Annotated in this window: 23 protein-coding genes; 4 read left to right on the forward strand and 19 right to left on the reverse strand. The window is 37.2% G+C overall.

The window, feature by feature from the left end; genetic code table 11:
- Positions 1-103: 103 nt before the first annotated feature.
- The 10 genes from recA to AC2JF9_RS02640 all read right to left on the reverse strand — a co-directional run bounded on the left by recA (position 104) and on the right by AC2JF9_RS02640 (position 11,962).
- The gene (recA, locus tag AC2JF9_RS02595) at positions 104-1,216 is read right to left on the reverse strand and encodes a recombinase RecA (RefSeq protein WP_500725209.1); all 1,113 of its coding nucleotides are present in this window, start codon (positions 1,214-1,216) and stop codon (positions 104-106) included.
- 238 nt (positions 1,217-1,454) lie between these two features.
- Positions 1,455-2,015 (reverse strand): CDP-diacylglycerol--glycerol-3-phosphate 3-phosphatidyltransferase, encoded by a 561-nt coding sequence (pgsA, locus tag AC2JF9_RS02600; protein ID WP_500725211.1) that lies wholly within the window; start codon positions 2,013-2,015, stop codon positions 1,455-1,457.
- 30 nt (positions 2,016-2,045) lie between these two features.
- Positions 2,046-3,101 (reverse strand): helix-turn-helix domain-containing protein, encoded by a 1,056-nt coding sequence (locus tag AC2JF9_RS02605; RefSeq protein ID WP_500725213.1) that lies wholly within the window; start codon positions 3,099-3,101, stop codon positions 2,046-2,048.
- 67 nt (positions 3,102-3,168) lie between these two features.
- The gene (gene ymfI / locus AC2JF9_RS02610) at positions 3,169-3,897 is read right to left on the reverse strand and encodes an elongation factor P 5-aminopentanone reductase (RefSeq protein ID WP_500725215.1); all 729 of its coding nucleotides are present in this window, start codon (positions 3,895-3,897) and stop codon (positions 3,169-3,171) included.
- A gap of 173 nt (positions 3,898-4,070) precedes the next feature.
- Positions 4,071-6,506 (reverse strand): DNA translocase FtsK, encoded by a 2,436-nt coding sequence (locus AC2JF9_RS02615; RefSeq protein WP_500725217.1) that lies wholly within the window; start codon positions 6,504-6,506, stop codon positions 4,071-4,073.
- 19 nt (positions 6,507-6,525) lie between these two features.
- The gene (locus tag AC2JF9_RS02620) at positions 6,526-6,918 is read right to left on the reverse strand and encodes a DUF1149 family protein (RefSeq protein ID WP_500725219.1); all 393 of its coding nucleotides are present in this window, start codon (positions 6,916-6,918) and stop codon (positions 6,526-6,528) included.
- 3 nt (positions 6,919-6,921) lie between these two features.
- Positions 6,922-7,479 (reverse strand): tRNA (cytidine(34)-2'-O)-methyltransferase, encoded by a 558-nt coding sequence (locus tag AC2JF9_RS02625; protein WP_500725220.1) that lies wholly within the window; start codon positions 7,477-7,479, stop codon positions 6,922-6,924.
- Positions 7,480-7,530: 51 nt separating this feature from the next.
- Positions 7,531-8,730 carry an AI-2E family transporter gene (locus tag AC2JF9_RS02630; protein ID WP_500725221.1) on the reverse strand — a complete coding sequence of 400 codons (1,200 nt, stop codon included), beginning with the start codon at positions 8,728-8,730 and terminating at the stop codon, positions 7,531-7,533.
- Between the two features lie 13 nt (positions 8,731-8,743).
- Positions 8,744-9,124 (reverse strand): PTS glucitol/sorbitol transporter subunit IIA, encoded by a 381-nt coding sequence (locus tag AC2JF9_RS02635; protein ID WP_500725222.1) that lies wholly within the window; start codon positions 9,122-9,124, stop codon positions 8,744-8,746.
- Between the two features lie 81 nt (positions 9,125-9,205).
- A complete protein-coding gene (locus tag AC2JF9_RS02640) occupies positions 9,206-11,962 on the reverse strand; it encodes a cation-translocating P-type ATPase (RefSeq protein ID WP_500725224.1) in 2,757 nt (918 codons plus the stop codon).
- A gap of 168 nt (positions 11,963-12,130) precedes the next feature.
- On the opposite strand from AC2JF9_RS02640, the gene AC2JF9_RS02645 reads away from it, so the two are divergent.
- Positions 12,131-13,165 carry a lactonase family protein gene (locus tag AC2JF9_RS02645; RefSeq protein ID WP_500725225.1) on the forward strand — a complete coding sequence of 345 codons (1,035 nt, stop codon included), beginning with the start codon at positions 12,131-12,133 and terminating at the stop codon, positions 13,163-13,165.
- A gap of 109 nt (positions 13,166-13,274) precedes the next feature.
- On the opposite strand, the gene AC2JF9_RS02650 is transcribed toward AC2JF9_RS02645, so the two are convergent.
- From AC2JF9_RS02650 to yjbM, 3 genes are read right to left on the reverse strand one after another with little or no spacing between them, the layout of a single operon-like run.
- Positions 13,275-14,162, reverse strand: a complete 888-nt coding sequence (locus AC2JF9_RS02650; protein ID WP_500725227.1) for an RluA family pseudouridine synthase — start codon at positions 14,160-14,162, stop codon at positions 13,275-13,277.
- The gene (locus tag AC2JF9_RS02655; protein WP_500725228.1) at positions 14,149-14,955 is read right to left on the reverse strand and encodes an NAD kinase; all 807 of its coding nucleotides are present in this window, start codon (positions 14,953-14,955) and stop codon (positions 14,149-14,151) included. Before AC2JF9_RS02655 ends, AC2JF9_RS02650 begins: the two co-directional genes overlap by 14 nt.
- Complete coding sequence (yjbM, locus tag AC2JF9_RS02660; protein ID WP_500725230.1) at positions 14,952-15,587, reverse strand: GTP diphosphokinase; 636 nt, start codon at positions 15,585-15,587, stop codon at positions 14,952-14,954. Before yjbM ends, AC2JF9_RS02655 begins: the two co-directional genes overlap by 4 nt.
- A 394-nt stretch (positions 15,588-15,981) precedes the next feature.
- Between yjbM and AC2JF9_RS02665 the strand changes: the two genes are divergently transcribed.
- On the forward strand, positions 15,982-16,605 hold the full coding sequence (locus AC2JF9_RS02665) for a CYTH domain-containing protein (protein ID WP_500725231.1): 624 nt from the start codon (positions 15,982-15,984) through the stop codon (positions 16,603-16,605).
- 64 nt (positions 16,606-16,669) lie between these two features.
- On the forward strand, positions 16,670-17,305 hold the full coding sequence (locus AC2JF9_RS02670; RefSeq protein ID WP_500725233.1) for a DsbA family protein: 636 nt from the start codon (positions 16,670-16,672) through the stop codon (positions 17,303-17,305).
- Here AC2JF9_RS02670 and AC2JF9_RS02675 read toward each other — a convergent pair.
- The 6 genes from AC2JF9_RS02675 to ykzS all read right to left on the reverse strand — a co-directional run bounded on the left by AC2JF9_RS02675 (position 17,291) and on the right by ykzS (position 21,969).
- On the reverse strand, positions 17,291-18,136 hold the full coding sequence (locus AC2JF9_RS02675; RefSeq protein ID WP_500725235.1) for a competence protein CoiA family protein: 846 nt from the start codon (positions 18,134-18,136) through the stop codon (positions 17,291-17,293). The genes AC2JF9_RS02670 and AC2JF9_RS02675 overlap by 15 nt on opposite strands.
- 90 nt (positions 18,137-18,226) lie before the next feature.
- The gene (locus AC2JF9_RS02680; RefSeq protein WP_500725237.1) at positions 18,227-18,949 is read right to left on the reverse strand and encodes an adaptor protein MecA; all 723 of its coding nucleotides are present in this window, start codon (positions 18,947-18,949) and stop codon (positions 18,227-18,229) included.
- 107 nt (positions 18,950-19,056) lie between these two features.
- Positions 19,057-19,455, reverse strand: coding sequence for a transcriptional regulator SpxA (gene spxA, locus AC2JF9_RS02685; RefSeq protein ID WP_500725239.1), 399 nt, complete (start codon positions 19,453-19,455; stop codon positions 19,057-19,059).
- A 208-nt stretch (positions 19,456-19,663) separates the two neighbouring features.
- Positions 19,664-21,397, reverse strand: coding sequence for a phosphoenolpyruvate--protein phosphotransferase (ptsP, locus tag AC2JF9_RS02690; RefSeq protein ID WP_500725241.1), 1,734 nt, complete (start codon positions 21,395-21,397; stop codon positions 19,664-19,666).
- Positions 21,397-21,663 (reverse strand): phosphocarrier protein HPr, encoded by a 267-nt coding sequence (locus AC2JF9_RS02695; protein ID WP_046306433.1) that lies wholly within the window; start codon positions 21,661-21,663, stop codon positions 21,397-21,399. Before AC2JF9_RS02695 ends, ptsP begins: the two co-directional genes overlap by 1 nt.
- Positions 21,664-21,777: 114 nt before the next feature.
- A complete protein-coding gene (gene ykzS, locus AC2JF9_RS02700) occupies positions 21,778-21,969 on the reverse strand; it encodes a protein YkzS (RefSeq protein ID WP_500725243.1) in 192 nt (63 codons plus the stop codon).
- A 171-nt stretch (positions 21,970-22,140) separates the two neighbouring features.
- Here ykzS and AC2JF9_RS02705 point away from each other — a divergent pair, with 171 nt between their 5' ends.
- Positions 22,141-24,339, forward strand: coding sequence for an ATP-dependent Clp protease ATP-binding subunit (locus AC2JF9_RS02705; protein ID WP_500725245.1), 2,199 nt, complete (start codon positions 22,141-22,143; stop codon positions 24,337-24,339).
- Positions 24,340-24,443: the final 104 nt, after the last annotated feature.

Here is a 24,443-nt window from a genome sequence, read left to right on the forward strand (position 1 = left end):
AGATTATTAACACATTATTAATAATAATAATCTTCTGGAATTATGTCAAACGACAAGAAAAAACCTTGATCTGAATTACAGATCAAGGTTAATCTCTTCAACATTAACTACTTTTGTTATCGGCTTCTTTTTGATCAGAAGCCTCCTTTTCCGTATTCTTTGTTGCCGTAGCCTTTTTAGCTTTCACTTTTTCCGGGTCTTCACGATCAGCAATTGACTCTTCATCAATTCCATATGCTTGTCGAACTAGATGCTGAACTTCGTCATAAACATCGGGGTGATCTTCTAAATATTGTTTGGCATTCTCCCGGCCTTGTCCGATACGCTCATCATGGTAAGAATACCACGAGCCAGCTTTGGCAATAATGTCCTTTTCAGCTGCCATATCAAGTAATTCGCCACTCTGCGAAATACCCTTACCATACATCATATCAACCTCAGCAACTTTAAATGGCGGGGCAACTTTATTTTTAACAACCTTAATTTTAACGCGGTTACCTGTAATTTCTCCACCAGTTTGCTTAATCTTTTCCGCTCTTCTAATTTCCAAACGAATGGTTGAATAGAATTTTAGCGCTCTTCCACCAGGAGTGGTTTCTGGATTGCCAAACATAATTCCAACTTTTTCACGAATTTGATTAATAAAAATTGCAATAGTTTTTGTTTTGTTGATATTACCTGAAAGCTTACGTAAAGCCTGACTCATCAAACGAGCTTGTAAACCAACATGGCTGTCACCCATTTCGCCATCAATTTCAGCCTGAGGTACCAATGCAGCAACAGAGTCGACAATTAAAATATCGATTGCTCCACTAGTAATCAGTGTATCAGCAATTTGCAATCCTTCTTCACCAGTATTGGGTTGTGACAAAATAAGTGAGTCAACATCAACCCCTAGTGCTTCTGCATATGCTGGATCCATTGCATTTTCCGCATCGATATAAGCGGCAGTGCCTCCACGTTTTTGTACTTCAGCTACTGCATGAAGAGCAACTGTCGTTTTACCTGATGATTCGGGACCATAGATTTCTACAATTCGACCTCGCGGATAACCGCCAACTCCAAGAGCTGCATCAAGTGCAAGCGAACCGGATGGAACCGTCGAAATCTTGGTATTTGCTTTATCACCCATGCGCATAACGGCACCTTTACCAAAATTCTTTTCGATTTTTTTTAGTGCATTTTCCAATGCAGCTTGTTTTTCATCTTTGGCCAAGAATTTTTCCTCCTCTAGCAGATAGTCCTCAATTTAATACTCACTAATTATACTTTGATTTAGTATATATTTGCAAGGAATATACGAACAAATGTTTTAAAATTTCTGGTTTGCATTAATTAAGTACGCAAAATGTTCTTGTTTCTTTAAAACAGCCAAATTAATTTATTTTTCTTCAACATTAAAAAACTCTAAACCAGATTATTCTAGCTTAGAGGATTAAATTTTTTAATAGCTATTACATTGAACCTTTAAAGACATCCCATGAACTATGGAAATAATCCCAACCAGAGTAAATAGTAAAGAGTAAAGCGAGGTAAAGCAAGATGGTTCCAATATGGTAGAAGTCACCAATTAACAAGAAAATAATTGATAACATCTGGCAAGTTGTTTTAATTTTGCCTGGCATTTCAGCAGCCATAACCTGACCCTTGTTTTCAGCAAGAATTAAGCGTAAACCAGTAACAGCTAATTCGCGGCAAACAATGATAGCCACAACCCAAGCCGGAGCTAGTTTCAAGGAAATAAGCATAATAAACGCAGTCATAGTCAGCATCTTATCTGCTAACGGATCGGCAAACTTACCAAAGTTAGTTACCAAATTACGGGAGCGGGCAATGTGACCATCAAACCAATCAGTAGCTGCCGCAATAGCAAACACAATTGCTGCAATCACTAATCTCCAGTAAACAGTTGTACCGGCAACTTTAACATTTGCATCGCCACCAAAAATCACAATCAACATAAATACTGGAATCAAAATGATTCTAAAAACCGTTAACTTATTAGGTAAATTCATACTAAATTTTTCCTCCTACTTGGTAACCACTTATCTACCACTATTATTACCGGTAGAGTTGTTAGTTTGTCCAGTGTGTCCATTATTATTTGTTTCGTTGGTTCCGGTATTACCTTGACCAGTATTATTTTGGCCGTTTTGATTATTCTGACCATTTTGTTGAGAATTATCAGTCGTACCATTATTTTGCTGTTGACCTTGATTCTGTTGATTAGTAGAAGTTTGACCAGAATTTGAGTTGTCGGTTTGACCAGTGTTATTATTGGTTGTCTGACTATTTGTATGGCGTTTGCCGATGTAGAACGTCATTGTAGTGTATGCTGCTTGCGCATTATATGGCACCTTTTTGCCACCTACAGAAATAGAAGTTCCTAGTGCATTACTAAAGGTAACCACAATTGACTGCGTGTTTTCAGGAATATACATCGTGTGCTTTTGTCCAGCAACCAAACTCAAATCAGTTCTGCTAGTTCCATTAATTGTAATAGAAACATTAGTAGCCTGATCACCAGCACGTACTACAAAATTACGATTATCCTTTAAACCAGTAATTTGATATTGTCCCGTGGCCAACTCTTTAATTTTAACAGATTTTTTCTTAATCTTCTTCTTTTTCGGTTTACTGGTATCATCGGATGAAACAGCTACATCATTGGCAGAATTATCAGCTTGATTATTGGACGAAAAATGTGCATAAACTACGTAGCAAACTAATACTACAACGACAGTTCCAACCCCAATGATGATGCGAGGAAGATAATCACGCCATAGTTTTTTCTTACTATTAGTTGTCTTATGAATCTCTTCACTCTTATTATCAATAGAATCTTCAACATATTCATCTGGTTCAGACTGAGGAATTTCACTGTGATATTCGCTAAGAAGCTGTTTTCCGTCTAAACCAACAATCTGGGCATATTGCCTGATAAAAGCACGCACATAAAAATCACCTGGTAGCTTATCAAAATCATCTTGCTCAATTGCCGTCAGATATCTACCTTGAATTTTGGTTGCTTTTTCAATATCCTCAATTGAAAGTCCCTTTGCCTCTCTGGCACTGCGTAATTTGTCTCCGATATCTGCCATAGTAACCTCTTTTAATTAATAATTTTCTACAATGAGTATAACATATACTACTAATTACTTTTACCATTTATATTAGCCATCCACCACTCACATAGATTGTTTGGCCAGTTAAATAGCTTGAACGCGGATCAAGTAACATCTTAACCCAATAAGAAACATCATTGCCGGTAGCTAAGCGTCCCAGTGGAATTTCATTTTTAACTTCAGTCATCGCTTCGGTTCCCACAGCTGCATTCATTGCCGTATCAACAGCGCCCGGAGCAATCACATTGGCAGTTAAGTTAGCTGACGCTACTTCGCGCGCATAACTTTGACAAAAACGAGTTAATCCTGCCTTGGTTGCGCTATAAACAGCTTCCATTGCACTACCTTGGTTTCCGTACACGGATCCCAAAAAAACAACTCGACTAAAATCATTTTTAATCAGCAACGATTCAAGCAGACCGGTTAGCTTAACCGGCGTAGTGAGATTTACCTGCACTATTTCATCAATTTTACTTAACGCTTGCCCATTAACGAAGTGATAATCTGTAATTCCCTGAGCAAAAACAGCAGCGTTAACTGGCAGCAAGTTATTGACAAAGTTCACCAAAGCGTCATTTTCCGCCAAAAAATTCATCTTAATTGGAATAAAGTCTTGCTGAGGATATTCCAGACTTAACCGTTTTCCCAGATCACAAGCTTTTTGCCAATTTTGACTGCAATGAATATATAAAGACCAGCCAGCTTGGGCTAAATCAGAGCAAATTGCTTGCCCTATTCCACCGGTAGCGCCAAATATAATCGCTCGCTGCATTATGATTTTCCTCTTTTACTTACTCTACTAACGGATATTTCAAAAATCATAAAATTATCGCATACTCTTCATTAGTGGTCATATCTAAATGAGTTCAGATTTCGGTTTAATTTTACCATTTTTTAACAGCAATATAGAATAAAAACTTGACATGCTAAACTTTCTTAAATATTTTAACTATGCTCATCATTCTTTAGCGGCGGTAAAAGCACTTGTCGTGGCTTCGAGCCTTCAGAAGGACCAACAACTCCTTTGGCCTCCATTTCATCTACAATTCGAGCCGCTCGATTATAACCAATTCGGAACCTTCTTTGCAACATAGAAACACTAGCAGCTTGCTGGCGCCGAACTAGGTCAACGGCTTGGTCGTAAAATTCATCTTCTGGTTCATCATCAGCACTGTCAGTAGTTTCTTCACTTTTTTGCGGAATCATACCCTCATCATACTCTGGCTTTTGTTGTTCACGAACCCATGAGATAACTTTTTCAACTTCGTGCGAAGCAATATAAGCACCTTGAATCCGGTCAGGTTTAGAAGCACCCACTGGCATATAAAGCATATCTCCACGGCCAAGCAGCTTCTCTGCTCCGATTTGATCTAAAATTGTCCGCGAATCTATGCCACTAGAAACCGCAAATGAAATTCTTGAAGGAACATTGGCCTTAATTAATCCGGTAATAACATCAACGCTCGGCCTTTGCGTTGCCAAAATCATATGAATTCCGGCAGCACGAGCCATTTGTCCTAACCGAACAATTGCTCCTTCAACGTCATGACCACCAACCATCATCAAATCACTTAATTCATCAACCACCACCAAAATATAAGGCAGCTGTTTCATGACCGGTTTAGTTTTATCCTGATTATTAATGCGAACTTTTTCGTTGTACTCTGCCATATTGCGGGCACCACTTGCAGCAAAGAGCTTGTAGCGACGCTCCATCTCCTTAACTGCTTTACTCAATGCGTTAGCAGCAAGCTTGGCATCAGTTACTACTGGAATTAACAAGTGCGGAACACCATTATAAACTGATAATTCAACCATTTTAGGATCAATTAAAATCAGTTTAACTTGATCAGGATTAGCTTTCATCAAAATGCTAGTTAAAATGGTGTTAATAGCAACTGACTTACCAGATCCAGTTGAACCAGCAATTAAAAGATGCGGCATTTTAGCTAGGTTAGCCGAAATAATCTTACCACTAACATCTTTTCCAAGCGGAACTTCCATTGGATCCTTTTTTGCCTTGGCATCTTGATTTTGCATCACGTCTTTAAAGGTAACTACAGTATTCGAACGATTGGGAACTTCGATACCTATAAAAGGCTTCCCGGGAATCGGCGCTTCAATTCTGATATCTTTAGCAGCAAGAGCCAACGCAAGATCATCAGCTAAATTAACAATTCGACTAACTTTAACCCCAACAGCAGGCTGAACTTCGTAACGAGTAATTGTTGGCCCTAAAATTGCTTTTTTAATAATGACATTAACACCAAAGCTCTTAAATGTTGACTGCAAGATTTGCGTGTTTTTTCTAACTAAGGCTTTGTCAGTGCTTTGATCGGTATTTTTAATCGGATCAAGTAATGTTAATGGCGGTTTTTTGTATTCTGGATTAACTTTCTGATCTTGCTTGAATTCTCCATGATCTACTGAGCCCAGTTCCAATTCCATTTTCCGATCTTCATCCGAAAAAGAATGAGACTTAGGCAACTCATCGTTAAAGTGTCCAGCATCAACTTTATCAATTTTTGGTTCATCATGACTTGAAAACTGCACTGTAGAAGTATCATTTTCTGGTTCGCTATATTCAAATTCAGCCTCTGGAAAATCAGTTTGATTTACTTCTGTAGGCTGATCAGTTTCCTCATTTTCGTCTTTAACTGCAAAATCATCAACATTAGGAAAAACTGAAGATTCAGCAGAGTGCTGGTCAATTAAGTCGTTATTTACTGCTTCTTTTTGTGCATGTTCTTCCCGAATTGAGCTATATTTGTTTTTCAACTTTGAACCAGCTTCTTTATTTTTATTGATAAAAAGCTGGCTAAACGACTGAAATCTTCTGATTACATCAGCAAATTTAACATCAAAGAACATTAAAATGCCAATAGGAATGAACAAAACAGCAAATACCCGTAAACCAATATGCCCAAGTAGTGGGTAAAAAGCTTGATAGCATAGTGCACCAATCACACCACCGCCAATTGACTTAGTAATCGCTGCTCTACTAAATTCCGCTGACATTTCATGCCAAAATGCATTCATAAAAGCATTATTAACCAGTTCACGTTCAAAATAGATGCTGCTTTGAATTAGTAAAAAGCCCAATATGGCTAGCAGTAATCCACAGCTACGCTTAAATTTAAAATGCATTGGTTTATTATAGATCAGCATTATTAAACCAAAAATTGCACACAGGCCTACAATCAGTAAATATGAGTCGCCAAAAAACAGACGAAAAACATTAGCAATTTGTTTACCTAAAATTCCAAACCTTGAAGCTGCTAAGCCCACAATAATAATTTGGATAAGACCAATAATTGCCCAAGTTAATCCTGTATTCTGCGCTTTCTTACGCGCTTTAGCTGTTTTCTTTTTCTTAGGCATAACTGCACCTAATCAAAAACTAAAAGTTGGCTTGGAAGTTCAAATTAACTGGTTCTTCCAGCGTAATCTGGGTAACTTCATAAGTCAAAGTTTCAATATATTCAACTAACGGACGGCTTAACAATTTATAATCTGCTTTTGATAAGTCGTCACCTTCACCAAAATAGTCTTTAATTTGCACGACTTGGCTAATCATTCCACTAACCGTAAATTCACCCGGAGCAGGAGCAACCTCAAAAACGACGGTCACATCAAAAAAGTTTCCCTCTGCTCCTGGGTCAGTTGAACCATCTTCATTTTGCTTTTCAACCTTTTTCAAGCCGAAGTTGACATTATCCTTAGTTTCAAGTTCTTCATTAATGTCATAATGAAAGTTCTTAACAATTACTGGTGTCTCTTTATTAAAGTCCAATTTTTATTCTCCTTTTAAATTTCGTTCGTAGCGCTGCGGTCGGTCGTAATTATCCTTAAGCTTATCATTTTCATAATGATGCGCTGTTTCCAAATGAGGGAAGCCTTGTTGACGTAGTGCCTCAAGCAGTACAATTGCCACTGAATTTGCAAGATTATAGCAGCGAATATTATCCGACATTGGGATTCGTAAATTACGTTCATAATATTTTCGCATAAACGTTTCCGGTAGACCAGTGGTTTCTTTACCAAAAACAAAATAATAGTTTTTGTTTGGATCGGTATAATCAATCTCGGCATAATTTTTAGTCGAAAATTTAGAAATTAAGTACATTTCGTCTTTAGACGTCAAGCTATTAAGAAAAGCCTCAAGGTCATCATGCCGACGAACATTCACTTTGTCCCAATAGTCAAGACCAGCTCGCTTCATCTTTTTGTTATCAATTTGAAAACCAAGTGGTTCAATTAAATCTAAAACTGTGTCAGTGCCAGCACAAGTCCGGGCGATATTACCAGTATTAGCTGGCATTAATGGTTCGTATAAAACGACATGATTGGTCAATTTACTTTCTCCTTAATGTAAAAAGCGTGGTTTTGTGACCACACTTTTTTCTTAATCTGTCACTTCTTTGTTTTTATCAGTATCCTCTTTAGCTAAAGCGGCAGCTTCATCTTCATCAAAAACCTTTGAAACTTTACGGTAGTAATTATAAACACGCATTGTGATGATTTTTAATATAGCATAAATAGGAATCCCAAAGATAACTCCCCAAAGCCCCCAAACCGAACTAGATCCAATTAAGAGTAAAATTGTTGTTACTGGGTGCATCTCCATCTTATTACCCATAACGAGTGGGCTGATGATTCGAGACTCAATTGTTTGCTCAAGCATGAACACAATCAAAACTTTGATTACCATTGGCACTGAAATCATGATTCCAACCACGATTGCCGGAATAAAAGCAATAAAGGTACCAAAATACGGAATCAAATTTAAGAAAGCACTTAGAACTGCCAGTGCGATACCATAAGGTAACCCGATTACACTATAGCCAATCGCAAACATAATTCCTACCCAAAAAGCAACGGTCAGTTGACCACGAATGTAAGAAGATAGTGCAGAGTTGATATCATACAAAAGTTGACCAAAGCCATCTTGCCATTTTCTGGGAGCAAATTGTGTAAGATATGGTCGCAAATTATGACCATCTTTAAGCATGAAAAACAAAATAAATGGTGCTGTTAACAATGTCATAAAAATCACAGTTACAATGCTAATAGCAGACGAAATATTATCCAGCGTAGCATCAATTGTGTCTTGCCCTGATTTAAAAATCATGTCCTGAGCACGTGTAATTGCATCGTTAATATTATTTTTTACGCTATGCAGTTGCGGATCGCTTAAGAGGTTTTGCACTGCCAAAGTAGCATCATTCCATATGTGTGGCCAGTGCCTAATTAGCGAATCAATTTGGGCCTGAACAATTGGCAGTAGTGTATTAACAATCCAAACTAACAAAACAGCTACTAAGAGGAACAAGACAATAATTGTCGCAACCCGCGGCACTTTATACTTGCGTTCTAATAAATCAACTAGCGGATTCATAATATAGTACTGAATTAACGCGAGCACCAACGGGGGCAAAATCGCGCTAACAAACATTCTAGCTGGGTTCATCACAAAGGAAATTTTATTAAACACCCAAATAATTAGGAAGAATAATAAAATATTTACCAAAGCAATGCTAAAGCGATTGTTTAAAAACCATTTTTGAAAAATGGTTTGTCTTCTGTGCTTTTTTTCCAAGTCCATCAAATCATCCTAATCAAATATGTTCATATACAATGTCATCGTCGATTTTAAATTCTGGCATGCTCTGCTCTTCTGTTAATGGTAAATAGACAGCATTAGCTAAGGGATTCTTCGGCTTTTTTTGATTAAAAAACAAAGTTAAATGTCCCATTGCCTTCATATCACTGACCACCATTGCACCAACATAGTCAGCAATAAACGTTTGTCCATCAATTGTAATGGTATCACCTTTTTTAAAAACAAAGCTACTAAGTGGTGTGTTGGAATCAAACTTTTGAATTATTGAAACTTCAGCTAATTCTGGTGTGATATTTTCACTGAATAAAATCACCATTTCACCTTTTGGTTCAATTGCCTGTTTGCCAATTTTTGAAATCGTTGAAATCCACTTCATTTTGTCATTCTCCTTAGAATTTCATTTTAGCATAACAAAAACCGCTTAACTATTATATAAGCGGTTTTATTTGTCAGATCTTTACTTTTTATGGTAAAGAACCCATTTTTTAATTTCATCAATAATAACCAAAGGAATTGGTAAGCAGAAGAGGAATAGCCAGTCCACTGGCAGTAGTGGCGTGGTATTAAATAATTCCTGCAAACCTGGGGTTATGGTCAAGATCAAGAACAAGATAACTTCAAAAATAATGCCGAACCAGATGCTTCGATTAGAAAACAAGCCTTTCTTAAATACCGAAACCTTGTTTGTCCGGCAATTCAAGACATTGGCAATTTGAGAGAAAATGATTGCTCCCAATACCATCGTTGTCGCGCGCATATATACTGCGCCCTTAGAAGCCAGCGCAACACTTGGCCAACCGTTTTGCATATTCACGAAGAAATAGGCACCAATGGAAATGATACTTGATATCAAACCGTACCATAAAAATGCTTTGATAATTACGCTTCGGTTCAATAAGTGCTCACTACGTTTTCTAGGCGGCTGTTTCATCACATCTGGATCAACAGGTTCTTCACCAAGTCCTAACGCCGGCAACATGTCTGTTCCTAAGTCAACCGTTAAGATTTGCATAACTGTCATCGGAAGCGGAATCAAGCCACCGGAAAACAAAAATAAAATTGATGGAAAAGCTTCAGGCACATTCGAAGTCAGAATATAAGTTAAAAATTTTCGAATGTTACTGTATACTGCACGACCTTCTTCAATTGCTGCAACAATTGAGGCAAAGTTGTCATCAGTCAAAATGATATTAGCCGCATCTTTAGCAACATCTGTACCTGTCATCCCCATGGCTATACCAATATCGGCTTGTTTTAATGCCGGAGCGTCGTTAACACCATCACCAGTTGAAGCAACAATTTCTCCATTTTCTTGTAAAGTTTTAACAACCTTGTACTTTTGCTCCGGCGCAACTCGAGCAAAAATTACCTCACCTTTTAATGCTTCACGAAGTTCCTCATTGCTCAGCTTATTAAGTTCATCTCCGGAAATAACCCGAGCTTGATCGGAGGTCAGGCCAATTTGAACCGCAACTGTCTTGGCAGTCAATTTTGAATCACCGGTAACCATAATGATTTTAATGCCGGCTTCATGACAACGTTTAACTGCACTGTAAATTTCAGGACGAGGAGGATCACTCATCGTAGTCAAACCTACAAAAACAAGGTGGTTTTCGGCAGTTTCAATGGTTAACTTATTGACATCCGTACCTTCTTTATCGATGATTCGATAAGCCATTGCCATGCTACGCAGTCCTTTAGCAGCATAATCAGCATTGCTTTTTTCAGCCAAATCGCGATCTTGCTGAGTCATTGGTCGAACTTCACCATCAACTTGCACTTGATCACATTGCTTAATCACATCGCTAAATGAACCTTTGGTAAAAATAATATTTTGCGTATCATTCCAGCTGTGAATTGATGACATTCTTTTTCGGTCTGAATCAAACGGCAATTCACGCAAACGTGGATATTTAATCAGCACTTTTTGCCGATCAAAGCCAGCCTTTTCAGCCATGATAATTAATGAAGCTTCGGTTGGTGTTCCTAAAATTTTAGGTTTGCCACCTTTTTCTTTACTTGGCTGAACTTCGGTATCATTATCTAACGAGGCAATTTGAACCAATTTACGCAAATCAGGATTTTCCTCATACCATAATTGTTTCTTATTTAGTTCGATTTGACCATTGTTAACATAACCATTCCCGGTAACAGTAAATTCATTTTTAGGTGTCCAAATATAATGAATAGTCATCTGGTTTTGAGTTAACGTACCAGTTTTATCAGAACAGATAACCGTTGTTTCGCCCAATGTTTCAACCGAATTCAGTTCTTTGACCAGGGCGTGCTTTTTGGCCATTCGTTTAACGCCTTGAGCTAAGCTCAAAGTGACTGTTGGCAATAACCCTTCAGGGATAAAGGCTACAATCATACCCAAAGCAAAAATAAATGCCTTGGCAAATGGATATTTAACAAAGAAAATTGCCGCAATCAGGAAAACCAAGCCAATTGAAACAGCAATTATTGATAACTGTCTAGTTAAGCGATTAAGTTCCTGAGTTAGTGGGCTATCAACTTGGTTTTGCTTTTGCGTCAGTTGCGCAATTTTACCAAATTCCGTATTCATTCCAGTGGCAAATGCAATGGCGCGGGCTGTACCTGCACCAACAGTTGTTCCTGAATATACTAAATTAGTTTCAGCATAACTGCCTTCACCTGGTGCATATTCAGTTGTTTTCGACTCGGGGACTGATTCTCCATTTAATGCACTTTGATCAACCTGCATTGAACTAGCAGAAATTAGTCGCGCGTCGGCCGGAATAGAGTTCCCAGCTTGTAAAACAAAAACATCTCCAGGAACTAGAGTTTTCGAATCAATTTGCACTTTTTTTCCGTCACGAATTACTTGTACATAAGTAGGTAACATATTGTTCAGAGCATCAGTCGCTTTTTTAGCAGCACGCTCTTGCCAAAAGCTAAATAGTCCATTAATAATATTAACCAACCAAATTGCTATCCCTAACTGCACCGTGCCACTAAACATCGCAATCGCACCAGAAATCCACAGCAAGATAGCCATCATACTGATAAAATTCTTGAAAAATGATTTCCATTCTGATTCTTCAGCAGCCTTTTTGATTTCATTAGGACCGTATTTTTGCAGTCGTTTATCTGCCTCTTCAGAACTTAATCCATCAGCGGAAGACTGTAAATTAGCAAAAACATCAGAAACATTATTCTGAGCATAAAGCTCGCGAATTTTATTTTCGTCCATTCACCTTACCTCTTAATTTTTAATTTTTCTTATTTTACCACTAAAGCTAACAACATACTTTAACACTTTTTCTTTTTCTGTCATCAATAAAGAACTTAGTTAACAATTGTCATGCTATACTAGATTAATTAGTAATATTACCAGAGTTTAAAAAATGGAGGATTAGTAATGAAGCTACTAATTGGCGGTTATACCAAGAAAAAAGCCACGGGTATTTATGAACTGCCACTTTATAATTCTAAAAGGGGATTAGAAGTTGAAGTTGGAGAAGCCCGTGAAGTAATTAAGGTGGGAGGTCCAACCTACTTTGTTCAAGATGGCAACCTGATTTTTACCATTAACAATGCTGGCAATAAAGGCGGAATTAGCGCGTTTGAATTAAAAAATGATGTCTATGAAGAAAGGGATTCCTACTTAACTGAAGGTTCTTCTCCAGCCTATATTGGCATCAATCGGAGGCAAAAATTACTTTATACAGCTAATTATCACACTGCCGTTTTAGCAGTTTTTTCATATAATGATGATGGTCAGCTAAATTTGATTGATTCAGTGACCCACACTGCTGACACTATCGGACCAAAGTCCGAACAGACTGATGGCCCTCACCCTCACTTTTTCGATCAGACTCCCAAAGGCAACCTTGTCAGTTGTGATTTAGGAAATGATTGCGTTGATTTTTATCGCTTGGAAAATAATAAGTTAAAACACTTGGCAAAATACCAAAATGAACCTGGTTTTGGAACCCGCCACATTGTTTTCAGTTCTGATGGCAACTACTTTTACGTAGTTGGAGAATTGGCAAGCAAAGTCAATGTTGTAAAATTTGATGAAACTAACTGGAAATTTACCAGTATTGCTACATACTTAACCATTCCTGACGACTTTTCTGATCACAACGGTGCTGCTGCGATTAAAATTAGTCATGATGGTAAATTTATTTATGTTTCAAATCGTGGACATGATTCAATAACTGTTTTTGCGGTTAAGAGTGACCATACGTTACAACTTCGACAGCGCATCTCAACTTTTGGTGAATTTCCACGCGATTTCAACTGGGATAAAAGTGAGCAGTTTGTTGTGGCTACTAACCAAAATACTGACAATGCTACACTGTATAAGCGCAGTGCAAAAGATGGCTGCCTGACACCTATCCAAAAAAATATTTATGTTCCAGAAGGAACACGAGTTTTATTCAGCGAATAAAAGATTCTTTTAACTAATCCAGTAAAAAACTTCGTAATTTCTTGATCTAAAATCTAAGAAATTACGAAGTTTTTTGTTTCCAAAATATATCATTACTTCTAACAATTCACTATCGATTACTTTGCCACAGCTTCTGCATATCAGCTGGATCCTCAACCGTCACTGCAACTTGCTTTCCCTCAATAAAAGGATCAGGAAAAGCCAAATAAAAGCAATTGAGTGCTTGTCGGTTGAATTCATCTTCTACACCATATAAGGAATCACCAAACAACGGATGCCCAATATATTGCATATGTAGACGAATTTGATGAGTGCGTCCAGTAAAAAGACGCAGCTCAACTAAACTAATACCTGATGCCTGTTCAAGCACGCGGTAAGCCGTGAGGGCGCGTTTGCCTTGCGAATCAATACAGCGCTCAACTGCCTTACCCTTTCGGCCAATTGGTGCATCAATTATTCCTTCTAATTGATCTTTAGGAAAATTTCCATGTACTATTGCATGGTATTTTTTTTCGAAATTTTCCTTACTTATTTTGCTAAAACGTGCATGCGCAATCGCACTTTTACCAATTAATACGAGACCGGAAGTATCGCGATCAAGTCGAGTTATCACATGCGGCTTAGTTTCCGTTATTTTTTCTTTTTCAAAATAACCCAAAACCTGGTTAACTAAAGCGTTATCATTATAGCGCGAAGGAATTGATAAAACTCCAGCTGGTTTATTTACTACTAGATACTCTTCTGTCTCCAAAATAATTTCTAAGGGCCTCCGAGAGGGTTGTAGCCAAGAATTAACTCTTTCTTTTCCGGGAACAAAGATAATTTCATCTCCCAAATGAAGACGATAGTTAGTATAGCGCCGTTTGTGATTGACTAAAATCATGCCACCATTGCTTTTAGCACTATTAATGGCTTTCTTAGAAAAACCATTTTTCATTAAAAAAGCTCCTAATTCCTTGGGAGCATTCTTTTCAACAATAATTTTAAATAGGGTCATCTTTGTCACCAATAAATGCACTTTGCACGCGCGACCAAAAATGCGTATGTCCGAAACGATCAAACCGAATTTCCTTATTTGAAATACGGTAATTTATTTGCTTGGCATTATGAACATCGATCCTCTTACCATCAACTGTCATCACAAAATGGTCTGAATTAGGCACAATTGTTATCCATTGTTCAGGTGCAATCACAATTGGCGAAGATAATGACCTAAAAACCCGATTATTAAGCGAAGCAATTTCAGCCATTTGAAGAGCTTTTAAACGGGGGTGAATTACCGCCCCACCCAATGACTTATTATATCCTGTCGAACCTGTTGGAGTTGAAACGCACAATCCGTCCCCACGAAAACTCTCAAAAAATTTACCATCAATGTATACACTAGCTTCTAGCGTATGCGATATTCTCTTCACAGCCGACTCATTTAGAGCCAAATAATACTTTTTTTCGCCAAATTCAGTGACCAACTCGGCCTCAAGCAACGGATACTTAGCCGATTCTGGTTCACGCAAAAATAGAGCATCAATCATTTTATCTACTTCAGGGCCACGCCAATCAGTATAAAAACCCAAATGCCCAGTATGGATGCCAATAAAGCGAATTGAACTAATTTGACTTTCATAGCGGTGAAAAGCACTGATTAATGTGCCATCGCCCCCAACAGTAATTACAACGTCAGGATATTTAGCATCAAAAACGACGCCATCTTTTGATTCGAGCACATTTTTGAGATGCGCCACAACCTTGAGTGTTTCTGGATTGGCGTTATGAGCAATCGTAATCCTCATTGTTTTTCCTTACCTTTGTTTTTCGTGAAGACTTTTTGCGCCTCTTGTACTTCATCTTTTATCAGCGACATCTCTTCATCAAGTTTATATGCTGTCTCAGCCGTTGACTTAAGCCGCTTAGAAATATCATCAGGATATGATCCTTGATACTTGTAATTTAAAGTATGCTCAACTGTTGCCCAAAAGTTCATTGCTAAGGTGCGAATCTGAATCTCAGCCAGTATTTTTTTAGAACCTTCAGGTAAATAAACGATATAAGAGATAACCATATGATATGAACGATAGCCAGATGGCTTAGCATTTTGGACATAGTCACGTTCTTCAATAACTTCCATGTCGTCACGTTCGTGAATCAAGTCAACCACTTTATAAATATCATCTACAAATTGACAAACGATTCTAATTCCGGCGATATCCTGCATATCAGTTTCAATCACGTCTTGACTAATTACCCGACGCTGCATTTTCTCCTTGATTGAATCAACCGTTTTTACTCGTCCAACCACAAATTCAATTGGAGAATGTTCCCCTTTAGTTAAAAAACTCTGTCTAAGGGAGCGAAACTTTACTTTTAATTCTCGAACAGCCTCGTTATAAGGCCATAAAAAATTATCCCATTCAATATCATTCATAGAAATAATTCCTTTCTTTGCAGCACACTTATTTTAACATAAAACAAATGCTAGCAATTTTTTTAGGTGTATCTTTAGATGATTTTATTTAGGAATAAATTGCTGTAACACTAAGAATCCAAGTACCAATTGTCTGCTACCGCTATTAATATGCTAAGATTATGATAAATTAACTAACTACGGTCAACATAAAAGCAACAAGTTAACTCGTTTCTATACTACAAATATTGATAAAAAACTCTTTTGCTATATCTTTTTAAGTTTGTAAACCTTTTTTTTGACTATTTAGGTAGTAATGATACAAAATAGTACCAGTTAGAGCTTTATACTTAAGTTCTTTTAGAAAACCTATTTATTTTTGGTTACCTAGATTGCAAATTTGGAGAGAAATTTGATGTCAAAAAATGATGAAATAGAAGCTAAAATTCTTTTGCCTAAAAGCACTTATCAAAAAATGTGCCGTGATTTTGTCGTAAAAAGCAGTTTCAACCAAGAAAACTACTATTTCGACACGGATAACGCTTTATTAAAGCAAGAAAAAATCAGCTGCCGCATTCGCTTATTTGATGACCATGCCGAACAAACTTTAAAAGTGCCCAACAAAAATCAAGTACAACAAAAATTTCATGAAGCCATCGAAATTAATGACAATTTATCATTATCTCAAGCGCGTAGTTTAATTGAAAAAGGCCAACAAAATATTTATTTTGCTTTTCAAGGAAATGTAGGTCAATTTCTTCAAGATTATTTTGGCAATAATATTAACCTAAAATTTCAAACTTATAGCAAAACTCATCGAATTTTAGCCAATGGTCCTAAAAACTGTGAATTAACCTTCGACAAAACAAGTTATCCAGATCAATCTGAAGATTTTGAGTTAGAAATTGAAAATTCTAACCCCAATCTGATTAAGAAAGTTCTAGCAGTTTTAAAGGAAAAATATGGCTTCCGGCAAAATTCATTAACCACAAACCAAGCAAAAATTGCACGCGCTTTCAGTCATCGTGGTAAAATATAACCGAATGAGTATTTTGTGATTTTAAGTGTTACTTAAATTAATCACCTTATTAAGGAGCCTGAACATGTTTGAGATTTTTCTTTTTGTCAATCCAATTGGCATTCATTGTTATGATGCTGAAATGGCAATTAAGGGAGCAATCGATGAACTCGGCGTTGAATCATGTTTTCGTTTTATTCCTATTACTAACGCCAAGGTCATTAAGGAAGATATTATAAGAAGAAAAACTATTGGTCAGACTGTTAATGACATTCCGCAATACACTATGGCCTCCTATCAGGCTTTGCGCAATTATCATGCAATTAAATTCGAATACGGCAACAAAAAAGCGCGCTCTTATTTAGTTAACCTGCAAAAAGCTATAAGTGCAGACTTTAATGTATATTCGCAAGACTTGCCAGAGCAAGTTGCACAAGACTTAGGGCTAAACTTCCAAAGAATAATTGATCCCCGCATTAGTAAGTATATTGATGACTCCACAGAACAAGATAAGGAGCTTGCTCAAAAATTTAACGTGCAGAATATTCCTACAACAGTTATTTTCAACGAAAATAACAATTATGGCATTCTACTTGAAGGCTTGATTAGTCAAGACAAGTTAGTTAAAATTTTCCAAAATAATAAGTGTCTGCATCTTTTTGAGCCAGAAGAAGCGGAAGAAAAAAATTATTTTGAGGCAAATCACTTACGTCTTATGTAAAAATGAAATAGCATTGTTACATGAATTAACTGAACGAAATTTCCTAAAAACCCAACTTGGCAAATCTTCAACAGTTAAATGATTTTGATAGAGCATTGAGGCAACTTGCAATCCTTCAATGCTTTTTTGTTTTAATTGCATTTGCAAATAATTTTTTTGTAAAGTTGGATTTATCTGATATTTTTTGAACTTAGGCAAGAAACGCCATAGTTCAGCTATTCCCGTGCCATTTAGTGCGAATGCTTTTACTTGATAGTGTGCTTGATTGGTTATCGGCTCAAGTAAAACATTGAATTTCAAGCTAATTATCTTTTGGAAAGGGTTTATTTCTAAATAATAATCATGCCACTGTTTGTTTTGACGAAAGAAAATAAGCTGCGATTTTTTGATATTATGTTGCAAATAGTGACGCTGACCTACTATCCAAATGTCCGTTATCCCTATTTGTCCATATAGCAAATGGCGGTGCCGAAATTCGGAGCGATTTAAAGGAGCACATTGTATTTCAAAAGCTAAATCAGTGCCTGCGAGAACATCTGCCCGTAATTGTTTATTAGCCAAAACAACTTCAGTCTCAGCAGCAAAATTAGCGGCAAGCAACGCCTTTTTTAGCAGTTTTTTGCTTAAAGCATGTTCCTGCTTTTCGCCAACTTGATTAATTATTAGCGGTATATGTTTGAAATAAGCTGTCTGCTTTTTTACAATAAGCTGCACTTCTTGCTGACAATGCGGACATAAATAGTGCTTTTTAAATAGCCGCGAACTATTTTTTACTATTTTAGCTTGTTCCGTTGCCAAAACTAGTTCATTATTTAACAGCGCTGCGTACAAATTTATCACCCACAATTTAAGTACGCTAAAAATACGGCTAATTTTCAAACAAACAAAAAGACCCCAAATTAACTATAGGGTCCTTTATTTTTAGTGCTCAATCTTGCCAAAATAGTGGCGCAGTTTCTGCAGAGCATTTCTTTCCATTAAGCACTTACCGGTTGTTCTGACTCGTGCTATTTCACTTTGTTTAACCTTAATCCCATATTCATTAGCAATTGTCCAGGCATCAGCTGGCTTAAGCTCTGAATAATTCTCGCTTTCAAATGCTAAATCCAAGTAAAACTTGCCACGCTCAAAGTACAGGCTCGAGGCTAAATCACTAACGCGCAAGCTTTCAGCTAATTCGATAGCCTTGTCAAGGTCATCGAAACTATAAGCCTGCCGTTTCTGCAACTTCCAAAATTGTTTCTTTACCTTTGGCTTAGCATCGTCTGTATTAAGCTCTTTGCCACTATCTTCATCGTCATCATCTTCTAAATCTAAGAATGATCTGCGCGTGTCTTCAGTGACATCGCTTTTTAAATCGTTTAAGTTGCCATCAAACAATTTCGATAAACTATCGTGATCTTTTTCAGTTGCTTTTGTAATTAATAAATCTAGTCCACCATTGTTTGGCATTACTTGAAATGTTACCGGGGCATCTTGGCTAAAAGAATGGTCAGTATCAATTTCATCCAAAATTGAATAAAAGAAGTGTTGGATCTTATTTTTATCGCCCAGCAAATCTAGAACTTTGAGACCACGTTTAGCTAATTCAACTTTATCAATTCTCACGCGGATAGTATTTTCGTTAATGTGTTCTACTTGCATGAGTTCTCACCTCCGTCAGATCCTTTGTTCTATTGTAGCGTATTTTGCAAATAAAATAAAAGCGTTAGTTCAAAAACTAACGCTTTTTTCTCCAGAAGAACTAAGTACTATAAATCAGCAATTTTTTGCATTTCTTCAAGTTCTAAGCGACGAACTTTCCTTGGCAAAAATCTTCTGATTTCGTCTTCGTTATATCCAACTTGAAGTCGACGATCATCCATGATAATTGGTCTTCTTAACAGGCTAGGATTCTTTTCAACTAAATCAAGTAATTGATCAATTGATAAATCATCTAAATTAACCTTTAATTGTTGAAACGCTCTCGAACGGGTAGAAATAATTTCCTCAGTACCATTTTCAGTCATTCGTAAAATTTGAATAAGCTCTTCTTTAGAGAGAGGCTCCGAAAAGATGTTTCTTTCTTTGAAGTCAATATTGTGCTTCTTTAACCACGCCTTAGCTTTACGGCATGAGGTACAACTTGGAGATATATATAAATTAACCATATATTTCACGCTCCTTTGAAAAATACTATTTCATTACCTCAAATAGTATATCATAGCACTTTCTTTTTGTAAGTAACTTCAATAACACTATCTATATCATTATGATAGATCCAAATAGTGAACAAACTGTGAATATTGTCTCAAGAAAAGGTAAAGAAATTGAAAAAGACACACCAACCTAAATTAATGTGTCTTTTTATTTACAAACCTAATTATTCACTTTTTTCATCAAGTCGTCAACTAATTTTTCATTTTCTTCAGCAGTTTCTGAAACAAAACATGCTTTGTTTGCTAACTCTTTGATGTCTTCAGTATTTAGCTTCTTCATTAAACTTCTAATTCGCAGGATTGAAGTTGCGCTCATTGAATACTCATCAAGCCCCATTGAAAGTAAAATAGGGAACATCGTATTATCACCAGCAGCTTCACCACACATACCACACCAGATACCATTTTCATGGGCTGCGTCGATAGTGTGCTTAATTAACCTAAGAACAGATGGATTAGCTGGTTGGTACAGATAAGAAACATTATCATTACCACGATCCGCAGCCATTGTATACTGAATCAAATCGTTAGTACCAATGGAGAAGAAGTCAACTTCCTTAGCAAACTGGTCAGCCAAAACAGCTGCCGCTGGAACCTCAATCATCATCCCAACTTCAAGATTGTCACCAACTTCTATACCCTTGGCAGTCAACTTATCTTTTTCTTCAGCTAAAATTGACTTAGCCTTGCGTAATTCGTCTAGTGTACCTACCATTGGGAACATGATTCCAAGTTTTCCAAATGCCGAAGCACGTAAAAGTGCACGTAATTGAGTACGGAAAATGTCTTCATTTTGCAGGGATAATCTAATTGCCCGAACACCTAAAAATGGGTTCATTTCTTCAGGTAAATCCCAGTAATCAAGATGCTTATCACCACCAATATCCATGGTTCTGATAATAACTTGCTTACCATTCATACCTTCGATGACTTCTTTATAAGCCTCAAACTGGGCATCTTCCGTTGGAAAGTCTTTAGAATTCATGTACAAGAATTCAGTTCTGTACAAACCAATAGCTTCAGCACCATTTTCGTGAACACCTGACATATCATTCGGTGTACCAATGTTAGCAGCAATAGTAAACTTCTTACCATCGGCCGTGACTGATGGTTCATTCTTTAGCTTTTCCCATTCTGCTTTCTGCTTTAGGAAGGCATCGCTTTTCTTCTTATAGTCAGCAACTTGTTCATCAGTTGGTTCAATAACAACATCACCGTTTAAACCGTCAACAACCAATGGCTGACCGCTTTCAACGTCTTGAGTTATTGATTCAGTACCAACAACAGCTGGCAGTTCAAGCGAACGCGCCATAATTGCAGAGTGGGCAGTTCGTCCACCGATATCAGTAACAAAGCCCTTAACGAATTTCTTGTTTAATTGCGCAGTGTCACTTGGCGTCAAGTCGTGAGCAACAACAATAACCTCGCGGTCAATGGCTGCCGGATTAGGTAATTCCTTACCTAACAAGTGAGCCATGATTCGCTTTGAAACATCGCGAACATCAGCAGCACGTTGTTGCATATATGCGTTATCAGTCATACCTTCAAAAATCTCAATAAATTTTTGAGAAGTTTCATCAAGCGCAGCTTCACTATTAATCTTTTGTTCCTTGATTTCGTTTTCAATGGCCCCAGTGAATTCTGGATCATTTAAAATCATCAAGTGAGCTTCAAAAACTTGAGCTTCGTCTTCACCTAAACTCTTCTTCGCGCTATCACGAATTTGTTCAACTTCAGCGATTGAAACTGAAACTGCTTTTTTATAGCGAGCCAATTCACTTTCAACATCACTCACAGTAGTTTTTGAAAACGAAAGATCCGGTTCAACCAAGAGGTAGGCTGGAGCTACAGCAATACCATCACTTGCAGCAATTCCTTTTAATGTCTTGGTCATTATTCAGCCAAACCCTCTTTTTTCATTGTTTCAGAAATAGCGTTGATTGCATCTTTTTCGTCGTCGCCATCAGCACTAATAGTAACATCAGCATTTTTACCAACACCGAGTGACATAACACCCATGATTGACTTCAGGTTAACTGACTTGCCGTTGTACTCCAAGTTGATGTCTGAACCAAACTTTGAAGCTGCTTGTACTAATAAAGTAGCTGGACGAGCATGAATACCTGTTTCTGCAATAACATGAAAATCGCGTTTTTCCATTATAAAATATCTCCTTTGAATTGAAAAAATCAAACCGGTAATAAATACCTATTCGTGTATTTAGACTATCATTTTTTTGTGAAATAGACAACAAAAATGTAACAGTTTACATCATTAAAGTTCTGACTTTGACTGACTGTAAACTATTTTTCCACCACGTAGAGCTTTACCAGTTATGTTCTGTCGTTTGCCAAAAGATCTCAAGGCAGCTTGGAAGTCAAATGCTTTATCTGGCTCAACTTCATAATGATCTAATTCTCCATTTGCCAACTGCTTGAGAATTTCTTGATAATCCAAATATACCACCGTTTCCTAAATACACTAACCTGCATTGTTCTTAGCAAATTCCGGCTTTTTGCCAAGGTCAATTTTAGCATATTTGGTTCTTACAAAAAATAAGTTTTTTCAGTTTTAGCACTTGCATATTGCGAGTGCTAATTATATAATTTAATCATTGAAAAGAAAGGCGGTAAAATAATGCTTTGTCAAAACTGTCAAAAGCGACCTGCTTCTATTCACCTGTACGCAAAGGTTAATGGGCAAAGCCGCGAAATTAATTTATGTCAACAATGCTATCAAGAACTTAAGCAACAAGGAAATATTAATATGAATAATGAAAACAACGGACCCTTCGGTGATCTCGGTGATTTCTTTAGTTTCAACGGAAATAACGGAATGAACGGCAATCCAAATGACCCTGGTATGAATGGTGGCAATGGCACACCTAATGGCGGTGGCAATAACCGCTCCCTACTTGATCAATATGGAACCGATTTGACTGCTCTAGCTCGAAAAGGCAAAATTGATCCGGTTATTGGACGCGATAAAGAAATTGCTCGAGTAATCGAAATTTTAAATAGAAGAACTAAAAATAATCCAGTTTTAATTGGTGAAGCTGGTGTAGGTAAAACTGCAGTTGTAGAAGGACTTGCTCAACAGATTGTTGACGGATCGGTACCTGCGAAATTACAAGATAAGCGCATTGTTTCACTAAATGTCGTTTCACTTGTGCAAGGAACTGGCATCCGGGGACAATTTGAACAACGTATGCAGCAATTAATTAAAGAATTACAAGACCATAATGATATTATCCTGTTCATCGATGAAATTCACGAAATTGTCGGGGCTGGTAATGCTGAAGGTGGTATGGACGCTGGAAATATCATTAAACCAGCTCTTGCCCGTGGAGATCTGCAATTAGTCGGTGCTACTACTTTAAATGAGTACCGCGAAATTGAAAAAGATTCCGCATTAGCACGTCGTTTCCAACCAGTTGACGTAAAAGAGCCTTCAATAGCTGAAACAATTCAGATTTTAAAAGGTATTCAAAAGCGCTATGAAGATTACCACCATGTCCACTATACTGACGACGCAATTAAAGCTGCAGCTGAGTTATCTGAGCGCTACATTCAAGATAGATTTTTACCCGATAAGGCAATTGACTTATTAGATGAAGCTGGATCGCGCATGAACTTAACTATACCTTACGTTGATAAAGAAAAGGTAAAAGAACGAATTGACGCTGCACAACAGTTAAAACAAGAATCTTTGAAAAACGAAGACTATGAAAAAGCCGCATATTATCGCGATCAAATTGAGAAGTATAGCCAGATGAAGGATCAAAAAGTAGATCCTGACAAGTCACCAACGATTACTAGCAAAATTATGAACAAGATTGTTGAAGAAAAAACTGGGATTCCGGTTGGTGACTTGCAAAAGCAAGAAGAAAATCAATTGCAAAATTTAGCAACTAACTTAAAAGCCCATGTAATTGGTCAGGATAAGGCCGTTGACAAAGTGGCACGCGCAATTCGGCGCAATCGAATCGGTTTTAACAAATCTGGTCGGCCGATTGGTTCATTCCTCTTTATTGGGCCTACTGGTGTAGGTAAAACTGAACTTGCTAAACAACTTGCTAAGCAAATGTTTGGGTCTGAGGAAGCGCTAATTCGGATTGACATGTCAGAATATATGGAGTCTTATTCAGTTTCAAAATTAATTGGCTCGGCACCTGGCTACGTTGGCTACGAAGAAGCTGGACAGTTAACCGAACAGGTTCGGCGTAACCCGTACAGTTTAATTTTACTTGACGAAATTGAAAAAGCTGATCCTTCAGTAATGAACTTATTCTTACAAATTTTGGATGACGGTCGTTTAACCGATTCACAAGGTAGAACCGTTTCTTTTAAGGATACAATCATTATTATGACTTCAAATGCTGGTCAAGGAATTAAAGAAACTAGCGTTGGTTTCACCGCTGAAAATTCTACTGAGAAACCAGATTCCGCCAGAGCGTCAATGAATCAATTTTTCAAGCCAGAATTTTTAAATCGCTTAGACGATGTAATTGAATTCAATGAACTATCTAAGAATGATTTAATCAAGATAGTTAACTTGATGCTTGATGAAGTAAATGGCATGGTAAAGAATCAAGGTATGCAAATCGCCGTAACTGATGACGCTAAAAAACAACTTGTTGAAGAAGGCTACAATCCAGCAATGGGCGCAAGGCCGCTACGTCGAACAATTCAAGAAGAAGTTGAAGATAATGTAGCAGACTATAAGCTTGACCACCCAGCTGCTAAGAACCTTTTAGTGAGTGTTGCTGACGGTAAAATTGTGATTAGCGAGCAAGAAAAAGCTAATATAGTAACCGATGACAATGAAAAAGAGTAGTACTGAGTTTTAGCTAAAACACATAGGTAACAAATTACAACAATCTAGTTTTTTATTAGAGAAAAATGTCAAAATTAGCGTTATACTAATATTAAAGAACTACT

This window comes from Lactobacillus sp. C449L, from assembly GCF_059900815.1.